Source organism: Acidovorax facilis, from assembly GCF_023913775.1.
GTDB lineage: Bacteria > Pseudomonadota > Gammaproteobacteria > Burkholderiales > Burkholderiaceae_C > Acidovorax > Acidovorax facilis.
The window spans coordinates 1-21249 of record NZ_JAMXAX010000007.1 but is presented as its reverse complement, the minus strand read 5'-3'; the positions used below and the strand labels follow the sequence as shown (position 1 = coordinate 21249).

Annotated in this window: 17 protein-coding genes, 1 tRNA gene and 1 pseudogene; 7 read left to right on the top strand and 12 right to left on the bottom strand. The window is 61.9% G+C overall.

The features are described from left to right. Positions 1-79: 79 nt before the first annotated feature. From prfB to NFX52_RS04080, 5 genes are all read left to right on the top strand, one after another. Positions 80-1184, top strand: a protein-coding gene (prfB, locus tag NFX52_RS04100) for a peptide chain release factor 2 (RefSeq protein WP_121420455.1) whose coding sequence is annotated in 2 segments (ribosomal slippage) — positions 80-160 and positions 162-1184 — 1104 coding nt in all. Because the reading frame shifts where the segments join, the coding sequence is not laid out codon by codon here. A gap of 9 nt (positions 1185-1193) precedes the next feature. Continuing rightward, entirely contained in the window at positions 1194-1868 is a 675-nt protein-coding gene (locus NFX52_RS04095) for an HAD family hydrolase (RefSeq protein WP_055402639.1), read from the top strand. Then, entirely contained in the window at positions 1852-4608 is a 2757-nt protein-coding gene (gene pepN / locus NFX52_RS04090) for an aminopeptidase N (protein WP_055402640.1), read from the top strand. The genes NFX52_RS04095 and pepN overlap by 17 nt, the downstream gene beginning before the upstream one ends. Before the next feature lie 23 nt (positions 4609-4631). Further along, a complete protein-coding gene (locus NFX52_RS04085) occupies positions 4632-5639 on the top strand; it encodes a class 1 fructose-bisphosphatase (RefSeq protein WP_055402642.1) in 1008 nt (335 codons plus the stop codon). A gap of 11 nt (positions 5640-5650) precedes the next feature. Next, positions 5651-5726: transfer RNA gene (locus tag NFX52_RS04080), tRNA-Thr, on the top strand. A 960-nt stretch (positions 5727-6686) separates the two neighbouring features. On the opposite strand, the gene NFX52_RS04075 is transcribed toward NFX52_RS04080, so the two are convergent. From NFX52_RS04075 to NFX52_RS04065, 3 genes are read right to left on the bottom strand one after another with little or no spacing between them, the layout of a single operon-like run. Further along, positions 6687-10085, bottom strand: coding sequence for a DEAD/DEAH box helicase family protein (locus tag NFX52_RS04075; RefSeq protein ID WP_055402647.1), 3399 nt, complete (start codon positions 10083-10085; stop codon positions 6687-6689). After that, positions 10086-11300 carry a restriction endonuclease subunit S gene (locus tag NFX52_RS04070; RefSeq protein ID WP_238385808.1) on the bottom strand — a complete coding sequence of 405 codons (1215 nt, stop codon included), beginning with the start codon at positions 11298-11300 and terminating at the stop codon, positions 10086-10088. Then, positions 11297-12835, bottom strand: a complete 1539-nt coding sequence (locus NFX52_RS04065; RefSeq protein ID WP_055402651.1) for a class I SAM-dependent DNA methyltransferase — start codon at positions 12833-12835, stop codon at positions 11297-11299. Before NFX52_RS04065 ends, NFX52_RS04070 begins: the two co-directional genes overlap by 4 nt. Positions 12836-13179: 344 nt before the next feature. Here NFX52_RS04065 and NFX52_RS04060 point away from each other — a divergent pair, with 344 nt between their 5' ends. Continuing rightward, positions 13180-14025 carry a hypothetical protein gene (locus NFX52_RS04060; RefSeq protein ID WP_156358889.1) on the top strand — a complete coding sequence of 282 codons (846 nt, stop codon included), beginning with the start codon at positions 13180-13182 and terminating at the stop codon, positions 14023-14025. A 172-nt stretch (positions 14026-14197) separates the two neighbouring features. Here the strand turns inward: NFX52_RS04060 and NFX52_RS04055 are convergent, their stop codons facing one another. From NFX52_RS04055 to NFX52_RS04015, 9 genes are all read right to left on the bottom strand, one after another. Continuing rightward, positions 14198-14413, bottom strand: a complete 216-nt coding sequence (locus NFX52_RS04055; protein WP_055402655.1) for a hypothetical protein — start codon at positions 14411-14413, stop codon at positions 14198-14200. 275 nt (positions 14414-14688) lie between these two features. Then, positions 14689-16671, bottom strand: a complete 1983-nt coding sequence (locus tag NFX52_RS04050; RefSeq protein WP_082437673.1) for an AAA family ATPase — start codon at positions 16669-16671, stop codon at positions 14689-14691. Continuing rightward, complete coding sequence (locus NFX52_RS04045; protein WP_207401853.1) at positions 16671-16991, bottom strand: hypothetical protein; 321 nt, start codon at positions 16989-16991, stop codon at positions 16671-16673. Before NFX52_RS04045 ends, NFX52_RS04050 begins: the two co-directional genes overlap by 1 nt. Then, positions 16988-17329 (bottom strand): hypothetical protein, encoded by a 342-nt coding sequence (locus NFX52_RS04040; protein ID WP_207401852.1) that lies wholly within the window; start codon positions 17327-17329, stop codon positions 16988-16990. The genes NFX52_RS04045 and NFX52_RS04040 overlap by 4 nt, the downstream gene beginning before the upstream one ends. Before the next feature lie 82 nt (positions 17330-17411). Further along, the gene (locus NFX52_RS04035) at positions 17412-17663 is read right to left on the bottom strand and encodes a hypothetical protein (RefSeq protein ID WP_055402659.1); all 252 of its coding nucleotides are present in this window, start codon (positions 17661-17663) and stop codon (positions 17412-17414) included. Between the two features lie 149 nt (positions 17664-17812). Further along, positions 17813-18490, bottom strand: a complete 678-nt coding sequence (locus NFX52_RS04030; protein WP_156358892.1) for a hypothetical protein — start codon at positions 18488-18490, stop codon at positions 17813-17815. A 102-nt stretch (positions 18491-18592) separates the two neighbouring features. Next, positions 18593-18883 (bottom strand): helix-turn-helix domain-containing protein, encoded by a 291-nt coding sequence (locus NFX52_RS04025; protein ID WP_055402662.1) that lies wholly within the window; start codon positions 18881-18883, stop codon positions 18593-18595. Then, positions 18880-19203, bottom strand: a complete 324-nt coding sequence (locus NFX52_RS04020) for a type II toxin-antitoxin system RelE/ParE family toxin (RefSeq protein WP_055402664.1) — start codon at positions 19201-19203, stop codon at positions 18880-18882. Before NFX52_RS04020 ends, NFX52_RS04025 begins: the two co-directional genes overlap by 4 nt. Before the next feature lie 21 nt (positions 19204-19224). After that, positions 19225-20547, bottom strand: a complete 1323-nt coding sequence (locus NFX52_RS04015; RefSeq protein WP_055402666.1) for a tyrosine-type recombinase/integrase — start codon at positions 20545-20547, stop codon at positions 19225-19227. 329 nt (positions 20548-20876) lie between these two features. Here NFX52_RS04015 and NFX52_RS04010 point away from each other — a divergent pair. Continuing rightward, positions 20877-21249: pseudogene (locus NFX52_RS04010) on the top strand (helix-turn-helix domain-containing protein); the annotation flags it as partial.

Genomic DNA, 21249 nt, shown 5'->3' with positions numbered 1-21249 from the left:
CAAGGGGGCATTGAGGGGGCCGTGGCCCATCCCATGAGAAAATCGCGGGTTATTCCACCGAACACTCAGGACAAGAATCATGGACGCAGAACGTATCAACCTCATCGGCACCACCCTCAGCGACCTGGCTCTGCGCACGCAAGAGTTACGGAGGTATCTTTGACTTCGATGCCAAATTTGAACGCCTGCGCACGGTAAACGCATCGCTGGAAGACCCTGCGGTCTGGAACGACCCCAAGAAGGCCCAGGAGCTGGGCAAGGAACAAAAGTCTCTCTCCAGTGTGGTCGTCACGCTCGACAAGCTCACGCGCGAGCTGGCCGACAACGCCGAGCTGTATGAGATGAGCAAGGAGGAAGGCGACGAGCCGGGCCTCATGACCATCGAGGCCGAAACCGCCAAGCTGCGCCCGCTGATCGAAGAGCTGGAGTTCCGCCGCATGTTCAGCAACGAGGCCGACCCGCTCAACTGCTTTGTGGACATCCAGGCCGGCGCCGGCGGCACCGAGGCATGCGACTGGGCGAGCATGCTGCTGCGCCAGTACCTCAAGTACGCCGAACGCAAGGGCTTCAAGACCACGGTCGAGGAAGAAACCCCGGGCGACGTGGCCGGCATCAAGAGCGCCACGATCAAAGTTGAGGGCGAATACGCCTATGGCCTGCTGCGCACCGAAACCGGCGTGCACCGCCTGGTGCGCAAGAGCCCCTTCGACTCGTCGGGCGGCCGCCACACCAGCTTTGCCAGTTTGTTCGTCTACCCCGAGATTGATGACTCGATCCAGATCGACATCAACCCGGCCGATGTGCGCACTGACACCTACCGCGCATCGGGCGCGGGCGGCCAGCACATCAACAAGACCGACTCGGCCGTGCGCCTGACGCACATCCCCACGGGCATCGTGGTGCAGTGCCAGGACGGCCGCAGCCAGCACGGCAACCGCGACATCGCCTGGCAACGCCTGCGTTCGCGCCTGTACGACCACGAGATGCGCAAGCGCCAGGAAGAGCAGCAAAAGCTGGAAGACACCAAGACCGATGTGGGCTGGGGCCACCAGATCCGCAGCTATGTGCTGGACAACAGCCGCATCAAGGACCTGCGCACCAACGTCGAAATCTCGGCCACGCAGAAGGTGCTCGACGGCGACCTGGACGCCTTCATCGAAGCTTCGTTGAAGCAAGGCGTCTAAGCGATGCGGATGCGCACCGACGCCATCATCTTCGACATGGACGGCACCATGATCGACTCCATGCCCTGGCACGCCCAGGCGTGGGTCGAGTTTGCACGCCGCCGTGGCATGGACATTGACGTGCCCGATCTCATGGCACGCACCACGGGCCGCAACGGCACCGAGTGCATCGTGGAGCTGCTGGGGCGCCCCGTGTCGCAAGACGAGGCCGACGCGCTCACGCACGAAAAGGAAACCATCTACCGCGAACTGTTCGCCCCCCGCTTTTCCGAAGTGGCGGGTTTTCGCCAGTTCGCAACCCAGGTGCGCGCGCGCGGGCTCAAGGTGGCCGTGGGTACTGCGGGCGACATCGGCAATGTGGAATTCGCCCTGGGCCACCTGGGCCTGGAACCGGCCCCACAGGCCATCGTGCGCGGCGACGAGGGCCTGCCTGGCAAGCCCCAGCCCGCCATCTTTCTGGAGGCGGCACGCCGCATTGCGGCAGCCCCCGAGCACTGCATCGTTTTTGAAGACGCGCCTTTTGGCATTGAGGCCGCACGCCGCGCCGGCATGCGCGCCGTGGCCATCTGCAGCACCCACACGCCCGAACAACTGGCCGGGCCCCATGTGCTGGCTGCCGTGCGCGACTACACCGAACTCATGAACACCGACTTTCTGGAGAGCATCCATGTTGCAACTGCATAGCGCAGACGGAAGCGGAGACGGCGCAGGCCCGGCCGCCGCCATCCGCCGCGAGGACTACACGGCCCCCGCCTACTGGATCGACAGCGTGGAGCTGACCTTCGACCTGGACCCCAACAAGACCCGCGTGCTCAACCGCATGACGCTGCGCCGCAACCCCGATGTGGCTGCGCAGCCGCTCAAGCTCGATGGCGATGACCTGAACCTGGCGCGCGTGCTGGTCAACGGCCAGGGCACCTCGTTCAAGATGGAAGGCGCGCGCCTGGTGCTGGAGAACCTGCCGGAGGGCGCCGAGCCCTTTGCGCTCGAAATCTTCACCACCTGCTGCCCCGCCAAGAACACGCAGCTCATGGGCTTGTACGTGAGCCAGGGCACCTTCTTCACGCAGTGCGAGGCCGAGGGCTTTCGCCGCATTACCTACTTCCTGGACCGCCCGGACGTGATGGCCAGCTACACCGTCACGCTGCGCGCCGACAAGGCCCAGTACCCGGTGCTGCTGAGCAACGGCAACCTGGTGGACAGCGGCGACCTGGAAGACGGCCGACACTTTGCCAAGTGGGTGGACCCGCACAAGAAGCCCTGCTACCTGTTCGCCCTGGTGGCGGGCAAGCTGGTGGCGCGCGAGCAGAAGATCAAGAGCCGCTCGGGCGCCGACCACCTGCTGCAGGTCTACGTGCGCCCCGGCGATCTGGGCAAGACCGAACACGCCATGAACTCGCTGATGTACAGCGTGGCCTGGGACGAAGCCCGCTTCGGCCTGCCGCTGGACCTGGAACGCTTCATGATCGTTGCCACCAGCGACTTCAACATGGGCGCGATGGAGAACAAGGGCCTGAACATCTTCAACACGAAGTACGTTCTGGCGAGCGAATCCACGGCCACCGACACCGACTTCGCCAACATCGAAAGCGTGGTGGGCCACGAGTACTTCCACAACTGGACGGGCAACCGCGTGACCTGCCGCGACTGGTTCCAGCTGAGCCTGAAGGAAGGCCTCACGGTCTTCCGCGACCAGGAATTCAGCATGGACCTCGCGGGCAGCCCCTCGGCCCGTGCCGTCAAGCGCATCGAAGATGTGCGTGTGCTGCGCACGGCGCAGTTCCCCGAAGACGCGGGCCCCATGGCCCACCCGGTTCGTCCCGACAGCTACGTCGAGATCAACAACTTTTACACCGTCACCATCTACGAAAAGGGTGCCGAGGTGGTGCGCATGCAGCACAACCTGGTGGGCCGCGAAGGCTTTGCCAAGGGCATGAAGCTGTACTTTGAACGGCACGACGGCCAGGCCGTGACCTGCGACGATTTTGTGCAGGCAATCGCCGATGCCAACCCAGGCAGCCCGCTCACGCAGCATCTGGCCCAATTTAAGCGCTGGTACAGCCAGGCCGGCACGCCCCGCGTGCGCGCCACGGGCCGCTACGACGCGGCCACGCGCTGCTATGCGCTCACCCTGTCGCAAAGCTGTGCCCCTACGCCCGGCCAAAGCGAGAAGCAGCCTTTCGTCATCCCGGTCGAGCTGGGCCTGATCGATGCCACCACCGGTGCCGCCCTGCCCTTGCACCTCGCGGGTGATGGCGCTGCAGAAGGCGCAGCCCCCACCACCTCGCGCGTGGTGGTGCTCACCGAGGCATCGCAGACCCTGACCTTCACCAACCTGGACGCCGAGCCGGTGCCGTCGCTGCTGCGCGGTTTCAGCGCCCCGGTGGTGCTGGACATCGACTACACCGATGCACAGTTGCTCACCCTGCTGGCGCACGACGCCGACGCCTTCAACCGCTGGGAAGCAGGGCAACGCCTTGCGCTTCGCACCGCTATCAATGCAATAGCTGATAGCACAATGGGGACAAGCGCTAGCGGCCAATTTGACCATCAAATTCTTGCTGCGGAATTTGTGGATGCCATGCGCAGCGTGCTGCGCAACCCAGCGCTCGACGCGGCCTTCAAGGAGCTGGTGCTCACGCTGCCATCCGAAACCTACATTGCAGAGCAGCTTGCGGTGGTGGACCCACAGCGCATCCATGCCGTGCGCGAAGCCATGCGCGAGCAGTTGGCCCTGTCGCTGCAGGCCGACTGGGAAGCGGCCTGGGAGCAGAACCAGGACACCGGTGGCTACAGTCCCGATCCTGTGTCCTCGGGCCGCCGCGCACTCAGCGGGCTGGCGCTGCACATGCTGTGCATCGCCGCGCAGAAGACGGGCGACGTGGTCTGGCCCGGCAAGGCGTACCAACGCTTCAAGGTGGCCACCAACATGACGGACCGCTTCAACGCCCTGACTGCCCTGGTGGCCAGCGGCAGCGAACTGGCCACACCCGCCCTCGCCCGCTTCCATACGCTGTTCAAGGACGAGCCCCTGGTCATCGACAAGTGGTTTGCGCTGCAGGCCGGTGCGCCCGACCGTGGCGGCAACGTGCTGCCCGCAGTGCGCCAGCTCATGGCGCATCCAGACTTCAGCCTGAAGAACCCCAACCGCGCACGCAGCGTGATCTTCAGCTACTGCAGTGCAAACCCCGGCGCCTTCCACCGGTCGGATGCCGCAGGCTACGTGTTCTGGAGCGACCGTGTGATCGAGCTGGACGCCATCAACCCGCAGGTAGCGGCCCGCCTCGCGCGCGCGCTCGACCGCTGGAAGAAGCTGGCCGACCCGTGGCGCAGCGCCGCGCGCGAAGCCATTGCCCGCGTAGCCGCCAAGCCGGATCTGTCCAACGACGTGCGCGAGGTGGTGACCCGCGCACTCGCCGAATAAACCACGACCGAGAAGAGACCGACATGGCAAAAAGCATCAGCCTGACCCGCTACCTTGTTGAACAGCAACGGGTGGACGGACTCATCCCCTCGCAACTGCGCCTGCTCCTGGAAGTGGTGGCACGCGCCTGTAAGAGCATCAGCCACGCCGTGAACAAAGGCGCGCTGGGCGGCGTGCTGGGCACGGCCAGCAGCGAAAACGTGCAGGGCGAGATCCAGAAAAAGCTCGACATCATCGCCAACGAGGTGCTGATCGAAGCCAACGAATGGGGCGGCCACCTGGCGGCCATGGCGTCCGAGGAAATGGACGGCATCTACCTGGTGCCCAACCGCTACCCGCAAGGCGAATACCTGTTGCTGTTCGATCCCCTGGACGGCTCCAGCAACATCGACGTGAACGTGAGCATCGGCACCATCTTCAGCGTGCTGAAAAAGCCCGATGGTGACCGCGGCGTGGAGGAAGGCGACTTCCTGCAGCCCGGCACCCAGCAAGTGGCCGCGGGCTACTGCATCTACGGCCCGCAGACCACCCTGGTGCTCACCGTGGGCGATGGCGTGGCCATGTTTACGCTCGACCGCGAACAGGGCTCCTTTGTGCTGACCGAAGAAAACGTGCGCATTCCCGAGGACACCAAGGAATTCGCCATCAACATGAGCAACATGCGCCACTGGGACGAGCCCGTGAAGCGCTACATCGACGAATGCCTGCAGGGCAAGGACGGCCCGCGCGGCAAGGACTTCAACATGCGCTGGATTGCCAGCATGGTGGCCGATGTGCACCGCATCCTGACCCGGGGTGGCGTCTTCATGTACCCCTGGGACAAGCGCGAGCCGAACAAGCCCGGCAAGCTGCGCCTGATGTATGAAGCCAACCCCATGGGCTGGCTCGTCGAGCAAGCTGGCGGCGCCGCTACCAATGGCAAGCAGCGCATCCTGGACATCCAGCCCACCCAGCTCCATGAGCGCGTCAGCGTGATCCTCGGCTCAAAAAATGAGGTCGAGCGCGTGACCAGCTACCATTCCACGCTATAATTCGAGGCTAAGCCGGTGTAGCTCAGTCGGTAGAGCAGCTCATTCGTAATGAGAAGGTCGGGTGTTCGATTCATCTCTCCGGCACCAAGTGAGTAAAGGAAACCCCGCTATTCAAAAGATAGCGGGGTTTTTCTTTTCCCCTTTGATGTAAGGGCGGATGTAAGACGATTTCGGCAATACCACCCAGCGCCGGACAAAAGAAAAGCCCCACGGCAGGGCTTCGGTATGTTTGGGAGCGGGCCGGCAGTAAACACGTAAGCGGCGGCGCGTGATGCGGTCGGCACGCAGGTAGTGGTCGGCTGCGCGGGCCGGGTGCCAAAAGTAGACAAGAGATTGCCAGCGCTGTGGTTCTTCCCGAGCGCGAGGGTCTGTATCTCACCAACGCTTCGGTGGGCGTCAAGTAGCCGTTTGCGGGTACTACGAAGCTTTCGTAGTTCAAGCGGCGCGGTCCAGCCCCTGAACGCTCGCTAACAATGGCGTCAAGCTGCGCAGCACAAAACTAGGATTCCGTGCGTACCGGCCTGCGCACCAGGTGATGCGTACCGGCTGAAAACATGGGTTTCCGTGGAAACACCTTGGAAACCTGCGGCTGGAAACTGAGGTTTTCTCAGACTCCAGAAATGCGCTGTTCGCTGTTACCGCGCCTGTTACGCGCTCTTCAGACAACTTGCGCTTTCGCGTTTACCTGCTTGTTAACCATGCGCTGGTAAACATCCAGCAAATGCCCGATTGCGTGGATACCAGCATGGATACCTTGCTGTCTGCGGTCGCCAACAATCAGTGGGCGATGCTGAAAAACTGCCGATTGCGGCGCCTCTCCGTCCCCGTGCGCTGTATGTCCGCACCAGGGACCCCGGTCCTCGCCGTGCACATGCACCACGTCCTGCTGCACAGCAAAACCCAGCGCGCTGACCGGCCTAAAGACCGGTGGAATACACAGCCACGGGTGCAACGCCGTTAAGGCTCGCCGGCAGCTCAGGTCCGCTCAACTCAGGTCAGACGCACATGGTCTTTATGCGCAGAGTCACGCAATGCTGTGCGTGCTCATCAAGCCACCGCCCGCTCCCGAATCCCCTCCAGCACCCGCACCATCTCATCCACCCTGGCGGGCAGGAAAATCGCCTCCGGCCCCTTGTCATTGATGTCGATGAACGGCGACTCATACAGCCGCGCCGGCTCCATCACACCGTTCTCCGTCAGGTACTGCACCACCAGGTCGATGAACTCAATCTGGCTGGCCGTGGCGGTCGTGCCGGCGACGAACTGGCTGAACGCCTGCCGTGCCGTCTCGCTGTCCAGCCCCACCAGCGAGCGGATGAAGATGCCCAGGCCGTGGCTTTGCGCCTTGGCCTGCTCGATGACCTCCGGTGACCCGCCCGCCTGCACCAGCATGCGCTCCAGCTCCGTCAGGTCCGTGGGCGTCAGCGGCTGGTTGCGGCGCAGGCGCTGCAGCGACACATGGCTTGCATGCGCCTTCAGGAACTGCCGCGCCTTGTCCCTGAACTTCGCCAGATTCATGCCCGTGCCGACCTGCGGCAACTCAATCGCGGTCTCGTCGCCCAGCTCATCCTCGAAGTCGGTGTAGACGACCTTCTTCTTGCCCTTCTCAATCAGCTTGACCAGCGCCCGCAGCCGCTTGCGCGCCGTCTCCAGCATGGCCACGGTCACGTCTTCCCACCATTCCTCACCGACCAGGGACTGAATCAGCACCATCTGCGCCTTGATGGCGGGAATGGCGTCCTGCTCCTCCAGCGCGCTGGCGATGCTTTGAATCTTTTCTTTCAGGCCATCGAACCCCGGCAGCGCCTGCAGAATGGCCAGTTGCGTGCGCAGCACCAGCAGGTCGAACCGCTTGGCCTCCTCGTCGTCATCGACGAACTCCGTCGGCAGGTCGGCCACGCCGTCTGCCAGTTCGGCAAAGTCGTCAGGCCCCAGCGTCTTCCACGCCTGCGGCTTCGCGTATTTCTCCACCAGCCGGCGCTGCGGCCGCACCACGAAGTTGTCCATGTTCATGGCCGCCACCTGCTGGTGCAGAAAGCCGGCCACGTCACTGCGCAACTGCGCGTCGTCATAAGGTGCGCCAAAGGGTGGGGGCGGTTCTGCCACCACGAAGCCGGCGGCCACCCGGTGGTCCAGTTCGGCCACCAACTGCAGCCGCGCCTTGAACAGCCGCGTGCCCAGCGCCTCACCGCCCGCGCCATCGACGTGGTCCGGGTTCTGGCTGAAAAACTCCAGGTTCTGGCAGTAGTCGAACAGGTAGAAAAACTGTTTGTCCTCGCCCGGCGCGAACAGGTCCCGGCACAAGCGGGTCCCGCGCCCCAGCATCTGCCAGAACTTGGTCTTGGAGCGCACCACCTTGAAGAACACCAGGTTCACCACCTCCGGCACGTCAATGCCGGTGTCCAGCATGTCCACCGACAGCGCAATGTGCGGCGCCTTGTCCTTTGCAGAAAAGTCGTCAATCAGGCTCTGCGCGTACTCCGTCTTGTACGTCACCACCCGGGCGAAATGGCCCTTGTAGTGCGGGTAATTGACGTTGAAGCGGTCGGCGATGAACTCCGCGTGCTCGTTGTTCTTGGCAAACACAATGGTCTTGCCCAGGCGGTCGCCGCCGGCCACCTTCTGGCCCTTGGTCATCAGGTGCGCCAGCACCTTGTCCACCGTGTCGGTGTTGAACAGCCACTTGTTCAGGGCGGTGGCATCCACCGCATCGGGCGCGGTGCCGTCCTCGTTCCACTCCAGCGCATCCCACTGCTCCTGCTCCGCCTCGGAGAGGTCGTCGTACTTGATGCCCTCGCGCTGGAACTTCAGCGGCACCGACACGGCCTTGGGCGGCACCAGATACCCGTCAGCTACCGCCTCGTCCAGCCCATAGGCATCGGTCGGCACGCCGCTTTCCAGGTCAAACAGGCCGTAGGTGTTGTGGTCAATCTCGTCCTTGGGCGTGGCCGTCAGGCCCACCAGCAGCGCATCGAAATACTCGAAGATGGCCCGGTACTTCTGGTACACCGAGCGGTGCGCCTCGTCGATGATGATGAGGTCAAAATGCCCGACCCCGAACCGGCGCTGCCCGTCAAAGGCGTCGTCAATCAGCCCCATCATCGTCGGGTAGGTGGACACAAACACCCGGCCCTCGGTGTACTTCTCGGTCACCAGATTCACCGGCGATGAATCCGGCAGGTGCGTCTTGAAGGCGTTCACCGCCTGGTTCACCAGCGCCACCCGGTCCGCCAGGAACAGCACGCGCTTTGCCCAGTTGCATCGCATCAGCACATCCGCCAGCGCAATCACCGTGCGGGTCTTGCCCGCGCCCGTGGCCATCACCACCAGGGCCTTGCGTTGGTTGTCCACCTCAAAGGTTTCCCCAATCCGGCGCACGGCGCGGGTCTGGTAATAGCGTTCGATGATGTCGCCGTTCACCACCGCGTCCGCCAGCTTTTTGCGGCTGGCGCGGCGCTGAACCATCAGTTCCAGTTCGGGCTTCTTGAAGAACCCCTGCACCGCGCGCGGCGCGTACCGGGCGTCGTCCCATAGCCAGTGCTGGTAGCCGTTGGAATAGAAGATGACCGGGCGCTGGCCGTACTGAGCTTCCAGGCAGTCGGCGTAGAGCTTGGCCTGCTGCTGCCCCACCTTGGCGTCCTTCTTGGTGCGCTTAGCCTCCACCAGCGCCAGCGGCAAGCCGTCGTCACCCCACAGCACGTAATCGACAAAGCCTTGCCCCGCGTTGTTGGGCATGCCCGAGACTTCAATCTCGAAGTTCTTCTGGTCCAGCTCCCAGCCGGCTTCTTTGAGCAGCAGGTCGATGAAGTAGTCGCGGGTTTCGGCCTCGGAGTAGTCGTGGGTGTCGGGCTGGGCCGTGTTGGCCTTCTTGGCGGCGGCCACCTGCTCGCGCAGCGCCTGCAGTTCGGCATTCAGCACGGCCTGGCTCGACAGCAGGGTCGAGAGCTTCTCGTCACGCTCATGCAGTTGCGTTTCGAGCTTTTGCAGTTGATCCAGGCTCTGGGGCTGAGCGGCGGTGGCCTTGGGTAGCAAGGCGGCTGAAAACTGCAGGCTTGGGTCCGGCCTCGCCAGCTGGCCATAGGTGCGCGCCAGCCAGTAGCAGAAGTGGAAGAGTTCCCGCGTGGCCACCAGCGCGTCGCTTGGCGCGACCTTGCGCGTGCTGTGGACCGCCAAATTGCCCAGGTCCTTGATGAGCCGGGCCTTGGTGAACAGCGCATCGCCCACCACCTGCCGGAAGCTGGGCTCGTGAATCAGAGCGCTGAGCTGGTCCTGGTACGGCAGCCGAAACGCCTTGTCGTGCTTGTAGAGCCAGTCCACCGCCAGCTCCAGCGTGCGCCGGGCATAAAAGCACGACGCTCGCGCATCCGTGTTCGCCATGCCTTCCGCCTTGCTGGCGGCCTCGAACAAAAGAGACCACTCGGATTGGAGGAAGGCGAAGTTGCTCATTCAGAGTTCGCCTCGGAAGGCGCGGTGTTGGAGGGAGGCGAACAGTGCGTCAAGTGCCGCTAGGGATGCAACATGACTGGATTGCTGCTCAGCCAAGGCTGCAGCATGTTGGGTGAAACGTCTTTGGAGTTCAATCGGGGGCAGCAGCAAAGGGAAGCTGCGAAGCTGCGTCATATTGATGGACGCTATACCCGTCGTCTGTTTGGCAGAACGAAGGAAGAACTTCTTCCCACGTTGACTACCCACCAGCCAGTTCAAGAAAAGGGGTGTCAGCTTGTCACTGGTCAGGCGCACCCTGAAAATGTGATTTTGGTGAATGCACTCAGGGAGTTCATTTTTCCAGAGTGTCCCGCGCCCAAGTTTGTCGGGGTCGCCACCTTCGGTGAGGAGCAAGTCATCCAACTCCAAACGGTAACGCGAAATCTCGTCTTCGGTAGCTTCAATTACTTTGACCGCAGAAAGACTCAGCGACTTGTCTTGCACATTTGCAACTGCGAGGTAGGGCACGGTCCGCGTCGTCTTGCCAGTCAGATTTCTTCCCTTGGTGACCCCCGAAACAATATGCGCTACTTGGCCCAACTTGGTTGAATCCGGCCAGCCTTTGGTGTTGCTGACCGGGTCCCCAAACATCTCAATGAAAATTGACTGCGTGAGGCTGTCCAGTTGCGCCAGAGCTTCCCGGCGCTTGGCTCTGAGGGCATCGGCCTGGTCCAGGATGGCGGCGATGCGGCGTTGTTCGGGGAGCGCTGGAAGGGGAACGCGCAGGTTCATGCAGCGTTCGGCGCTAAGGTTGGAAATGTTGGTCGTCTTCTGTCCAAAACTTCTCAACAAGGCTTGCGTTCTATCTGATGAAAACCACCAGTAGAGAAACCGTGGGGACAGCTGCGCTGGGTCGGCTCTAAGCGCCGAAACAAATCCACCAAAGCTCGATTTCCAGGGCAACGACGGTATCCAACAACACTTGCCCACGAGATTCCAGCTATTGGCGCTAGAGACCAGAATGTCGCCTTCTTTCAGAATTTGTTCAGGTCGCCGAACAAAGCCCTCGGACACACCCCATACATCACTGCAATCAAGCGACTCCTGGATGTTCTTTGTCCGCATGCAGGCCACCGTTCCTGGCGTCCCTACGGGAACAACATCGTCGGGTTTGAAATTGATGCCACGCAAATACTGTGCAACATCACCCAGCCTGGCGAATGCAAGGCCAGTCAATTTAACATCCCCTCAAGCTCTTTCATCCCCGCCTGAATCTCCGCCTCCAGCACCGCCAACTTGGCCAGAATCTCTTTCGGCGGCAGGTGCTCGCTCACCGCATGGACCACTTCCTTGTAGCGGTTGATGGAGAGGTCGTAGTCGTTGCCTTCAATGTCGCCCTTGGGCACGCAAAAGCTCTGGTCCGTGCGGTCGCGCTCCAGCTCCGACGTGTCCCGCGCCTTCCAGCGCGCCAGCAAGTCGGGTAGGTTGTTCTTGGCGTGTTCCTCATCGCTCAGGGCCTGTGCCGGCGAAGCGCCCAGCTTGTCCTCGGCCAGCAGCGGCTGGCGCTTGTCGTCCAGGCTCCAGCCATCGGCCTTCATGTCGTAGAACCAGACGTTGTCGGTGCCACCCGAGTTGGTCTTGGTGAACAGCAGGATGGCAGTTGACACCCCGGCATAGGGCTTGAAGGCGCCGGCAGGCAGCGAAATGACGGCGTCGAGCTTTTGCTCTTCCACCATCATCCGGCGCAGCTCCTTGTGCGCCTTGCTGGAGCCAAACAACACCCCGTCCGGCACGATAACCGCCGCCCGGCCGCCGGGCTTCAAAAGCCGCAGGAACAGGGCCAGGAACAGCAGCTCGGTCTTTTTGGTCTTGACGATGGCCAGCAGGTCCTTGGCTGTGTTCTCATAGTCGAGCGACCCGGCAAATGGCGGGTTCGCCAGAATGAGCGAGTATTTCTCCTCGTCGCCCGCATGGTCCTGCGCCAGCGAGTCCTTGTAGCGGATGTCGGGGTTGTCCACCCCGTGCAAAGCCAGGTTCATGCTGCCAATGCGCAGCATGGTGTTGTCGAAGTCGTAGCCGTGGAACATGCCGTGGTGGAAATGCTCACGGGCCTGGGCGTCACGCAGGATTTCCGGGTGCATCTCGCGCAGGTACTCCCCGGCCGCCACTAGGAAGCCGCAAGTTCCGCTGGCCGGGTCACAAATCACGTCTTTGGCGGTGGGGGCCGTCAGCTCCACCATCAGCCGGATGATGTGACGCGGCGTGCGGAACTGGCCGTTCTGGCCGGCGCTGGCAATCTTGCCCAGCATGTACTCATACAGGTCGCCCTTGGTGTCGCGGTCCTCCATGGGCACATGGTCCAGCATGTCCACCACCTTGGCCAGCAATGCTGGCGTCGGGATGGTGAAGCGCGCATCCTTCATGTGGTGCGCATAGGTGGAGCCGTCGCCGCCCATGCTGCGCAGGTAGGGAAACACATGCTCGCCGACCACTGTGAACATCTCGGCCGGCGCAAAGTTCTTGAAGCGCGACCAGCGCAGGTCGTTGTAGTCGCGCCCTTTGGCGTCAGCCCCATCCGGGAAAATCCGCCGCTCCATGGGCTTGCCCAGCCGCACAGACTTGTTTTCTTCCAGGGTGTGCAGGTCGTCCAGGCGGCGCAGGAACAGCAGGTAAGTGATTTGCTCCATCACCTCCAGCGGGTTGGAGATGCCACCCGACCAGAACGAGTTCCAGATGGCGTCGATTTGGCTGCGTAATTCGCCTGTGAGCATGCGTGCGGACCTGTGTGTTTTTGTACCGCAGGCATTTTTGCACGGCATGAGGCCCGACTGGCGCCAGAGAATCCGAACTTTGGCGCTTGCTGCGCGTTGTGGCGATTTTGCCGGTCCAAATGAGCGGCGTCGGTCACGGCCCCGTCGAGAGCCCGATTGAACGAAATGCGGAGGTTGAAATATCTTGCCCTTAGACTGGGTCAGTCCTGCCTGTCAGGCAGCCCGAGTCAACCGAATGTTCACTCAACCCTCAGGACGCCACCTATGCTCCGTCTCGCTGCGACTCTTGCCGAAACTCGATTCGACACTTCTGATGCTGCAGTCAGCAGACCAGGGGGGCCACGATGAATTCCAGGAAATCATCAAGGTACGAGTTGGATGGATTCGACCTGAGCATCGTTTCTGCCGCAAAAAATCTGCTGACCAAGTTGACGCAACCCAACGTGCTGCATCCTTCGCAATTGGTGAGCGTCGCCAAGGTTCTGCATGTTTTTTCCCGACTCCCCCGGGTTTCGGAAGCGATGGAAATCACTGTTGAAATCACCGGGCCTCGTCGCAAATTCGGAGAAATTACAACGTACCACTGGTGGACGTTGAAGATTGAAGACCATCAAATTGCCATTTCGAGTGGCGGTCACTTTTACCGTCCAAGTACCGGCGGCGACACGTTTTCAACCATGGCCTGGGTCGCCGAACCCGGTGGGCCTACAGAGTTCGACGACTACCTTGATGGACTGGGAATCGTCCCAGATGTCCAATCCTTCCCAGATGCAGCTCAGTCAATCGACTTTTCAGCAGACGCCTATGGAATTCAAGTGACCGATTCAGAGAACGCGCTACTCGACGAAGAGGAAGAGGAAGAGGAAGAGGAAGAGGCGGAGCCCCCATTACAGGTCATACCCGTCGATGCATCGGGCCGGACGTTGGCGCAATTGGTGGATGTTGCTGAGGTGAATCGAAGGAAGCCGGCCTATGCCTACGGTATCGAGGACTGTGACCTGTGCCAACGTTCCCTGAATGAGGTGAAACTTTTCGTTGACGGTGGTCTTCGAAGTCAGGCGGGATGGGTGAATATGTGTCCAAGCTGCTTTGAGAAACACGGTCACAGCATTGGCTGGGGGAAGGGACAAATCTACGCGAGGCAGTCGAACGGTAGATGGCGCCTAGTGCGGGGGTTTCCTCCAAAGTGAACCAACCTGGGAATCGTGGATGCTGGGTGGTTTGAGCCAGTCCTGTGTGGCGGCCTCTGCCTCGCGCGCCCGCGCGTACTGTTCGGAAAACTCTGGGCTGCATACATTCGGCTTGCAACTGTGCTGCGCCGGCGCTCTCCCACAGCTGTGCTACGTTGGCTGCTGCGCAATGTCAGGTTTTGTCAGGTCGTAGCAGCGCATTCAGCATCCGACGCATGCGCCCCTTTTTTGGGGCTTCGGGTGTGCGCCACCAGTCCAGGCCGTAGGCTGCACCGCTGACATTGCTGGCGTCGCAGTGCCGCTTCACCAGCAGCCGCGCGGGGCCGTCCTGGGTTTGCACTTCGATATGGCCCAGACGGGTGTGCGGTTTGATGGACTTGGGTGTCATGCTGGGGATGGTCGCAGGTTGTCCGCAATCAGTCCAGAAATCAGGTTGGGGACTGGCGTACGCTGCAGCGATGGAATCCGACTCCACAGACTCGGCCAGCTTCGGGGCGGATGTTGGTGCGGGGTGTCTGTTGTTCCAGGCCGAAAAGGTCAGCATTCATTGCAAACCCCCTTCCCCCGGAATTTCTCCCCGGAATCCTCCCCCCTTATAGGGGGGGCGGGGATTTTCGGGCCTGGGAATCCCCGAAACGGGGAAAAACGGGGAATTTCGGGGTATCAAGCAAGCCATATCCACCCCTTGTCACACCCCACCACACCACGCGAAACCAGCCCGGTAATTCCATCTCTGGCGCGTTCTGTTTTGCGGTCTGGTGCCACTGTCAGGCGCTCGGCAAGGCGGGGCAGCATCACCTCCAATTCCACAGCAGGGCGGCCCGGCGGGCAGGATGCAGGCGCACCCAGCGGATTGAATGGCCCGGCCTTTTGCAGCAGTTCGCGCAGGGCATCAAGAATCACCCGTTGATTGCCACCCTGGGGCAGCTTCACGGCTCGCACATCCTCCACGGCGGTATCTCGCACCACCACGCACGATGTAATGGCCTCCCCGGTCGGCTCAGTTCCCAGCGCCTCTACTTGCAGCTTGAATTGGTGCGCGGTTCCGTCCTGCCCGTCCTTGCTTTTCGTCACCTTCCATTCCCGGCGGTCGCCCTCGCGTGAAACCTCGATGGCGGCATCCATCGCAGCGAATAGCGAACTGTGCCCACGCAGGCCAGCGGCGGCATTCTTCCCCGTGTGGTGAACCAGCACCACCAGCCCACCGGTCAGGGTTTGCAGGGTCTTTGCTGCCTCCAGAATCTCGCCCATGTCGCGTGAACTGTTTTCGTCGGCAGTGGGCGCGGCGCGGTTCAAGGTGTCCAGCACCACCACAGCGCCACGAGGCACCACGTCGGCAAGGTCTATCACGTCCTGGGAGTCGGTCAGCTTGAACGGTTGCAGCATTATGCGCAGGCTATCGGGCAGGGCCCGGCCCCGGCTTGTCTCCCATGCCTGGGCACGCAGCTTGAACCCGGCTTCACCCTCCAGCGCGGCATACACCACGGGCGCAGCCTCTACGCGGCAATCAAACCAGCGTTGCCCCTCAGCAATGGCGGCGGCCATGTCGAAGGCCAGGAATGATTTACCGGATGCGCTCGGGCCATACAGCGCAGCAAGCCCCACGGCAGGCAGCACACCACGCACACGCCACGCCAGCGGTGGCAGGTTGCGCAGCTCATCAGCCCCCAGCAGCTTGTAACGGGGCTCAGGCTTGGGCGGCGCTGTTGCTGCCTCCAGCAGCCCGGCCAATACATCGTGCCCGTCACGCTGCGCAAGGTCGTTTGCGTCGAAGTTCTGCGGCTCACCCTGGGGCATGTAGGCCACGGCAGCGCCCACGGCCTGGGCAATCTCTGCGGCGTCTGATTCCTTGCCCGTGTCAGGCACCAGCACCAGCCGGGCGGATGTGTCACGCTGGCGCAGGGCTTCGGCCACCTTGCCCACATTGCCCCAGCCAAAGCACGCCACGGCAGGATGCCCGGTAGCCCGCCAGCAGGCCCATGCAGTGCCCACACCCTCGCACAAAGCCACGGGCGCACCGGGCACCAACTCGCCCACCGTGAAGGATGCCCCGGCCATCGGCGCACCGGGCAGGTTCAGCTTTTTACCAGCACCGGGCGGCGGTATCAGTTGCAGGCTTTGCAATGCGCCATCGGGCGCAAAGGCAGGCAGTACCAGCGCACCGGCCATGCTCTGCCCGGCAATGCGCAGGGCATCGCCAGCAGGCAGAACGCGAAGGGTATCCAGCGGTACCCCGGCGGCGGCCTTCGCCACGATGTAGCCGTGCTGTGCGGTCGCAGGTTCGCAGCGTGCCCACACCTCGTCAGGGCTCATGCCTGGGGCGGGCTTGCGCGACGGCTCTACGGCCTTTTTGGGGGCTCGAATGGGCCTTTTTTGGGGCTTGCCCTTACCCATTCGCCAGCCATGTGCAGCAGCCACGCGAAACAATGTCCCAGCGCCCAGTCCCGTACCCAGTTTGAAACTGCGCCAGGTGTCACGGACGGCGCGTTCGTCGTAGTTCCCGGCCTGGGCGCTCCAATCGTTGAACGTGTCGAAGTCAAGGCCCGCAGCTTGTGCAGCCATGCCAGCACGAACCCACTCATCGCGGGGCAGGTCCGGCGGGATGGCGAAAAGTGCATCATGGGCACGAGCAGTGTCTGCGGCCATCAAGTTTCACCCCCATTCATCGCTAGGGCTTGCGCGGTGTATTTCCCGTCAAGGCGGTACAGCGCAATGATTCGGTCGGGGCTATGTTCCGTGGGGCTTGGAACCTCGATGGTTTCCACCGGCCAGCCCAAAGCGCGAAGCGTGAAAATCACGGCACCCAAGCGCCAGGATTGCGTGCTGTTCTCAAAGTCGGGATGGTCTATCAGGCGGCCATCCATCAGCATTCCTAGGGCACGGTCTGCCAGGGTTCCACGCTTGGGCCATGTGGGGCAAAACGGCGGGGGTGGCAGAAACGAAAGTTGCTCGGACATCGTGGTCATACAGCACCGCCTTGCTTGCGCTTGGCCATCCATGCGTACACCATGCGGCGGCCTTTTTCCGTCAGGCTGTAGACGCCTGGGCGGCACAGGTTGCCGTCGCGGTCAATGAACTTGATGCGTTCGCATGGGAGGTGGTCATCACCCAAACCACGGCGGCGCAGGTCGGCAATCAGGTCCGGCCCGTTGGAGCATCCCGCGATGCTATCGATTTGCTCGCGCGGGACTGGACGGCGCAGCAACACGGCTATGGCGCGAAGGTGGCGCGGGTTGTCGGTTCCGGTAAACTCACGCTTGCTTCGGGCGCTCTGTTCTGCTTTGGTGGAACGGGGCGTTTTCATTTGACAGCCCTCCCACGTTGAAACCAGCGGGAAGGGGCTGCACACCACAACGCCAGCAGCAGGCGATTGATTGCGGCGCGCATTACTGAACTCCCAGCGCGGAACGAATGCCCGAAACCGGCCAGGCCAAGCGGCCATTTATGCGCACGGGGCGCAGGCCATCAGGGAAGGTCTCGGCGGATGCCCAACCGCGCATGGTCTGCGGACGGCGGTTCAGGTAATACGCTGCCTGCTCGGTCGGAACCGTGGGGCGGTTGACCAGGTCCAGCGACGGGAACTGGTGGGGCTCAGTAGCAGCGCGGCGGGTCTCTGCGCAGTGTTGGGTTGTTTGCATCGCAGTTTGCTTTCAGCCCGGCAGCACAGGCCGGGTATAGGCAAACTTTTTTCGGGGCAAGCGTTGCCCTCAAAACGACACTAACGCCCTGCAAACCCGCATGGATGCTTTCTTTCACGGGGCAAGACGTTGCCCCGGAATTGGTTGCCCTATTTGCCCCGGCGATTTGAAGTTGATAGGCGCTTGCCCACGTCGCTTGTTATTCCTTGCAGCGCATGGCGTTTGATGTAGGCGCCGGTCAGCGGCTTGCCATCGGCGCCCACCACGCCAGCATCGCGGAACTCGCGGGCGATTTGGTCGGCTATGTGCTGCTGGCTGGGATAAAGGTCTTTTGCCTTCTGATGAGTGATGATTTCAGCGGCGCGGGATTGCGCCTTAGCTTTCCAGTTGCTGGCATCGGAAGCGGCACGGTTATGGGCCCGAGGCCGTGCTGGTGCTGCTGCGGGTTGGTGCTGCGCTGCGACCTCAGTCGAATCTATCGGGCCGAAGCTATAAGCGGACTTCCGTCCCGTGGCGGTGATGTAGCTGTGTAGTGCCGCACGGCTAACAAGTTCGCCGGCCAGTACCCCTGGCACGGGAAACGTAGGCAGCGTCCCATCGTCATTTGGAAGTCCTTCCAAGACGACAGTTCTGGGGCGTTCTGGATTCTTGGTTTGAAAAAACCATTCATAGTACGCACCCCCAAGTGCTATGAGGATTGGACGCGCCTGCGGAGGTAACTCCTCGCTCGTCGGAAATCGCTTTGACAAAGGCATGACACCAGCGATTAAGCAGGCAGCATCGTGAATGCGGAAAGTATTTGTCCAATCCCAAGCGGAGAAATCCATGCATCTTCCCGAATGCGCTCCCTTGATAGGAGCCCCAGCAGGCCAGCGGGAGGAACCGGCTTTTCGGCAGGATTGCGGCCCTGCCTAGCTGGGGCGAAACGGTCACGCGTGGGCGGCCTGGGGTTCAATACGCACCACAGCACGGGCTCCTACTGCCTGGGCATAGCGTTGCACTGTGCGCATAGATGGCGTGCCCTTCCCCCCCTCCAGGCGTGCAATCACGCTTTGCGTGGTGCCCATGCGCTGGGCTACGTCGCTTTGCGTCAGTCCGGCGCGGCTACGGGCTGCAATCAGTTCACGGGCCATGTCGAATTCAGCGGCTTGGCTTTCGTAGGCGGCCTGGGTTGCAGGGTTCGCCAGCAGTTCGCGCTTGATGTCTCTCAGGGTTTTCATGTTGTGGCCTCCAGGCGTTTGCGGGCTGTCTCCAATGCGCTGCGGGGCGTGGTCTGGGTCTTTTTCACAAACACATATAGCACCAGCAGGCGGCGGCCTTGGATGGCGGCATACACGGCGCGGGCGATACCGTCACGGCCTTGCATTCGCATTTCCCACAGCTTGCCCTCCAGCGGGCGAATGTGCGGCAGTCCAACACGCTGCGGCCCAAAGTCTCGCAGCAGTTCGGCAATGTGCAGAAAGCGGGCTTGCATATCGGCGGGAAGTGCTTGCAATTCGGGCTCTGCCTGCGGGTGCAATGTCACAGTCCAATTGTTCATAGTATAGCTTTTTTGCTATCTTTAAGCCACCGCGCGCAGCGCACCGGGTGCCGCCTGGGAATCAAACTGCACACCGGTAAGGCTCAGAATATGCGCCTCTATTTGTTCCAGAAACGGGCGCAGGGCGTCAATGCTGCGCGGCCTGTAGCCCTCGGCTGTTGCGCTTGGCTTGTGGCCCATCACTTGCGCAATAGCCCCAGCAGGTGCCCCGGCAGCCTCACCCAGCAGCGAAAAGGAACGGCGCAGGCCGTGGATTGTCAGGCCCTCGATTGCAGCACTTTGCAGGGCCTTTGCATGGCTGTTGCGGGTGTCTGTAATGCGCCCTGCCTTGCCCGTGCTGGCGAACACAAACGGCCCCACCCTCGGCAGCGTTGCCAGCATGTGCGCCACGTAAGGGCTCAGGGGAATGGTTCGGGTGGTGTCCACCTTGTCGGCAATGGTCAGCTTGCGCCACTGAAAATCCACATTCGCCCACGTCAGAGCGGCCAATTCTTCACGGCGCGCGCCTGTTAGCAGCAAGGCGCGCAGATAGGCGCTTGCGGTGCGGTTGCTCAGTTGCTCCACACCAACCCACCACCCGGGCACCTGGGCCGCTTCTAGGGCGTCGGTGCGGCGTGTGTTGCTGGGCAGGTTCTCGACAATGGCGGCTGCCTTGCCTGCATCGCGGTCTGTCAGGTTCCGATACTCAGGGCGGGCAGCACACCAGCGCAGGAAACCCCGGAACATCATCAGAGCGCGGGCGGCTTGGTGCTTACCTGCCACGGCTTCGCGGTCGTACCAGCTTTTCAGTGTGTCCTCATTCACGCCAGCCAGCGGCAGTGCCAGCAGCGGGTACAGCGGCCCCGGCCTAGTCGTGCCCTGCCCTCGTTTTTTCTTTTCACCACCTGGGGCGGCCATCGCTTCAAGGTCGGCACGGTAGCCGGGCTTCCATGCTTCTTTGCGCTTGGGTCTGCCATTTTCCAGATACAGCGGCCACACCTCGCCCACGGTCAGGGCTTTGGCCTTGTCGGCTTGCACTTTGGCGGCGGCGGCGGCCAGCTTTTCGGCCTGGGCGGCCAGGGCGTCACGCTTCAGGTCGCGGGGGTCTTTGCCTTCATCAATCAACCGTTGCAGTTCGCGTGCTTTGGCTTGCGCGGCTGGAATGCTCCAGGCGGTGGGGCTCCCGATGGTCAGGCGTATGTCTTTGCCTTGGTACACGCTCTGGAACACATAGGCGGGTTTCCCGGCGGGTGTTGCACGCAGCCCCAGCCCCGGCGCGGTTACATCCCACATGAAAGCCTGTTTCTTGTCGGGCGGGCACTTGAACCCCGATACCCGGCCAGCGGTGAATGCAATCTTTGCCATGTAGTGCCCCTTGCGGTCTTACATCGGCCAGGATGTAAGGGCAGATGTAAGACTGTTTGCCGAAAAGAACCGAATTTCAATCAACGCTATAACTGTTTGCCCATCCAGAAAAATGCCTATAACGTGTTGATTTATATAGATTCTATCAGCATCAATCAACAGGGGCGAATACAGCCATCCCATCATTCGTAATGAGAAGGTCGGGTGTTCGATTCATCTCTCCGGCACCAAATAAAAGCCCCTGATTCGCAAGAGTCAGGGGCTTTTTGCATGCGCTTGACCCGTCCTACCCAGCGTTGACACGTGGACCTTTCAAAAGGGCATGTGTCATGGAATCGAGTGTCAAACGCACGCAGCGCGACTACACGCTGGCCTTTAAATTGGCGGTGGTGGAGCAGGTAGAAAAAGGCGAGCTCACGTACAAAGAGGCGCAGCAGCGCTACGGCATTCAGGGCCGCTCGACAGTGTTGGTGTGGCTGCGCAAGCACGGCCGCCTGGGCTGGAGTCCTGCGGCATCATCCGCAGCCATGCCACTAGACAAGACCAAAGGACCGCTCACGCCCGAGCAGCAGATTAAGGCGCTGCAGGTGCAGCTCGAGCAGGCGCAGGAGAAGGCCAGGCTGTTTGAAGCCGTCATCGATGTGCTGCGCAAGGACTACGGGGTGCGCGTCGTAAAAAAGCCTTTGGGCAAGTTCTCTCGCA

What these genes read in the sequence shown, in the direction of transcription:
- NFX52_RS04095 (WP_055402639.1), top strand. Translation starts at nt 1,194, where the DNA reads ATGCGCACCGACGCCATCATCTTCGACATGGACGGCACCATGATCGAC.
- pepN (WP_055402640.1), top strand. Translation starts at nt 1,852, where the DNA reads ATGTTGCAACTGCATAGCGCAGACGGAAGCGGAGACGGCGCAGGCCCG.
- NFX52_RS04085 (WP_055402642.1), top strand. Translation starts at nt 4,632, where the DNA reads ATGGCAAAAAGCATCAGCCTGACCCGCTACCTTGTTGAACAGCAACGG.
- NFX52_RS04075 (WP_055402647.1), bottom strand. Translation starts at nt 10,085, where the DNA reads ATGAGCAACTTCGCCTTCCTCCAATCCGAGTGGTCTCTTTTGTTCGAG.
- NFX52_RS04065 (WP_055402651.1), bottom strand. Translation starts at nt 12,835, where the DNA reads ATGCTCACAGGCGAATTACGCAGCCAAATCGACGCCATCTGGAACTCG.
- NFX52_RS04060 (WP_156358889.1), top strand. Translation starts at nt 13,180, where the DNA reads ATGAATTCCAGGAAATCATCAAGGTACGAGTTGGATGGATTCGACCTG.
- NFX52_RS04055 (WP_055402655.1), bottom strand. Translation starts at nt 14,413, where the DNA reads ATGACACCCAAGTCCATCAAACCGCACACCCGTCTGGGCCATATCGAA.
- NFX52_RS04050 (WP_082437673.1), bottom strand. Translation starts at nt 16,671, where the DNA reads ATGGCCGCAGACACTGCTCGTGCCCATGATGCACTTTTCGCCATCCCG.
- NFX52_RS04045 (WP_207401853.1), bottom strand. Translation starts at nt 16,991, where the DNA reads ATGACCACGATGTCCGAGCAACTTTCGTTTCTGCCACCCCCGCCGTTT.
- NFX52_RS04040 (WP_207401852.1), bottom strand. Translation starts at nt 17,329, where the DNA reads ATGAAAACGCCCCGTTCCACCAAAGCAGAACAGAGCGCCCGAAGCAAG.
- NFX52_RS04035 (WP_055402659.1), bottom strand. Translation starts at nt 17,663, where the DNA reads ATGCAAACAACCCAACACTGCGCAGAGACCCGCCGCGCTGCTACTGAG.
- NFX52_RS04030 (WP_156358892.1), bottom strand. Translation starts at nt 18,490, where the DNA reads ATGGATTTCTCCGCTTGGGATTGGACAAATACTTTCCGCATTCACGAT.
- NFX52_RS04025 (WP_055402662.1), bottom strand. Translation starts at nt 18,883, where the DNA reads ATGAAAACCCTGAGAGACATCAAGCGCGAACTGCTGGCGAACCCTGCA.
- NFX52_RS04020 (WP_055402664.1), bottom strand. Translation starts at nt 19,203, where the DNA reads ATGAACAATTGGACTGTGACATTGCACCCGCAGGCAGAGCCCGAATTG.
- NFX52_RS04015 (WP_055402666.1), bottom strand. Translation starts at nt 20,547, where the DNA reads ATGGCAAAGATTGCATTCACCGCTGGCCGGGTATCGGGGTTCAAGTGC.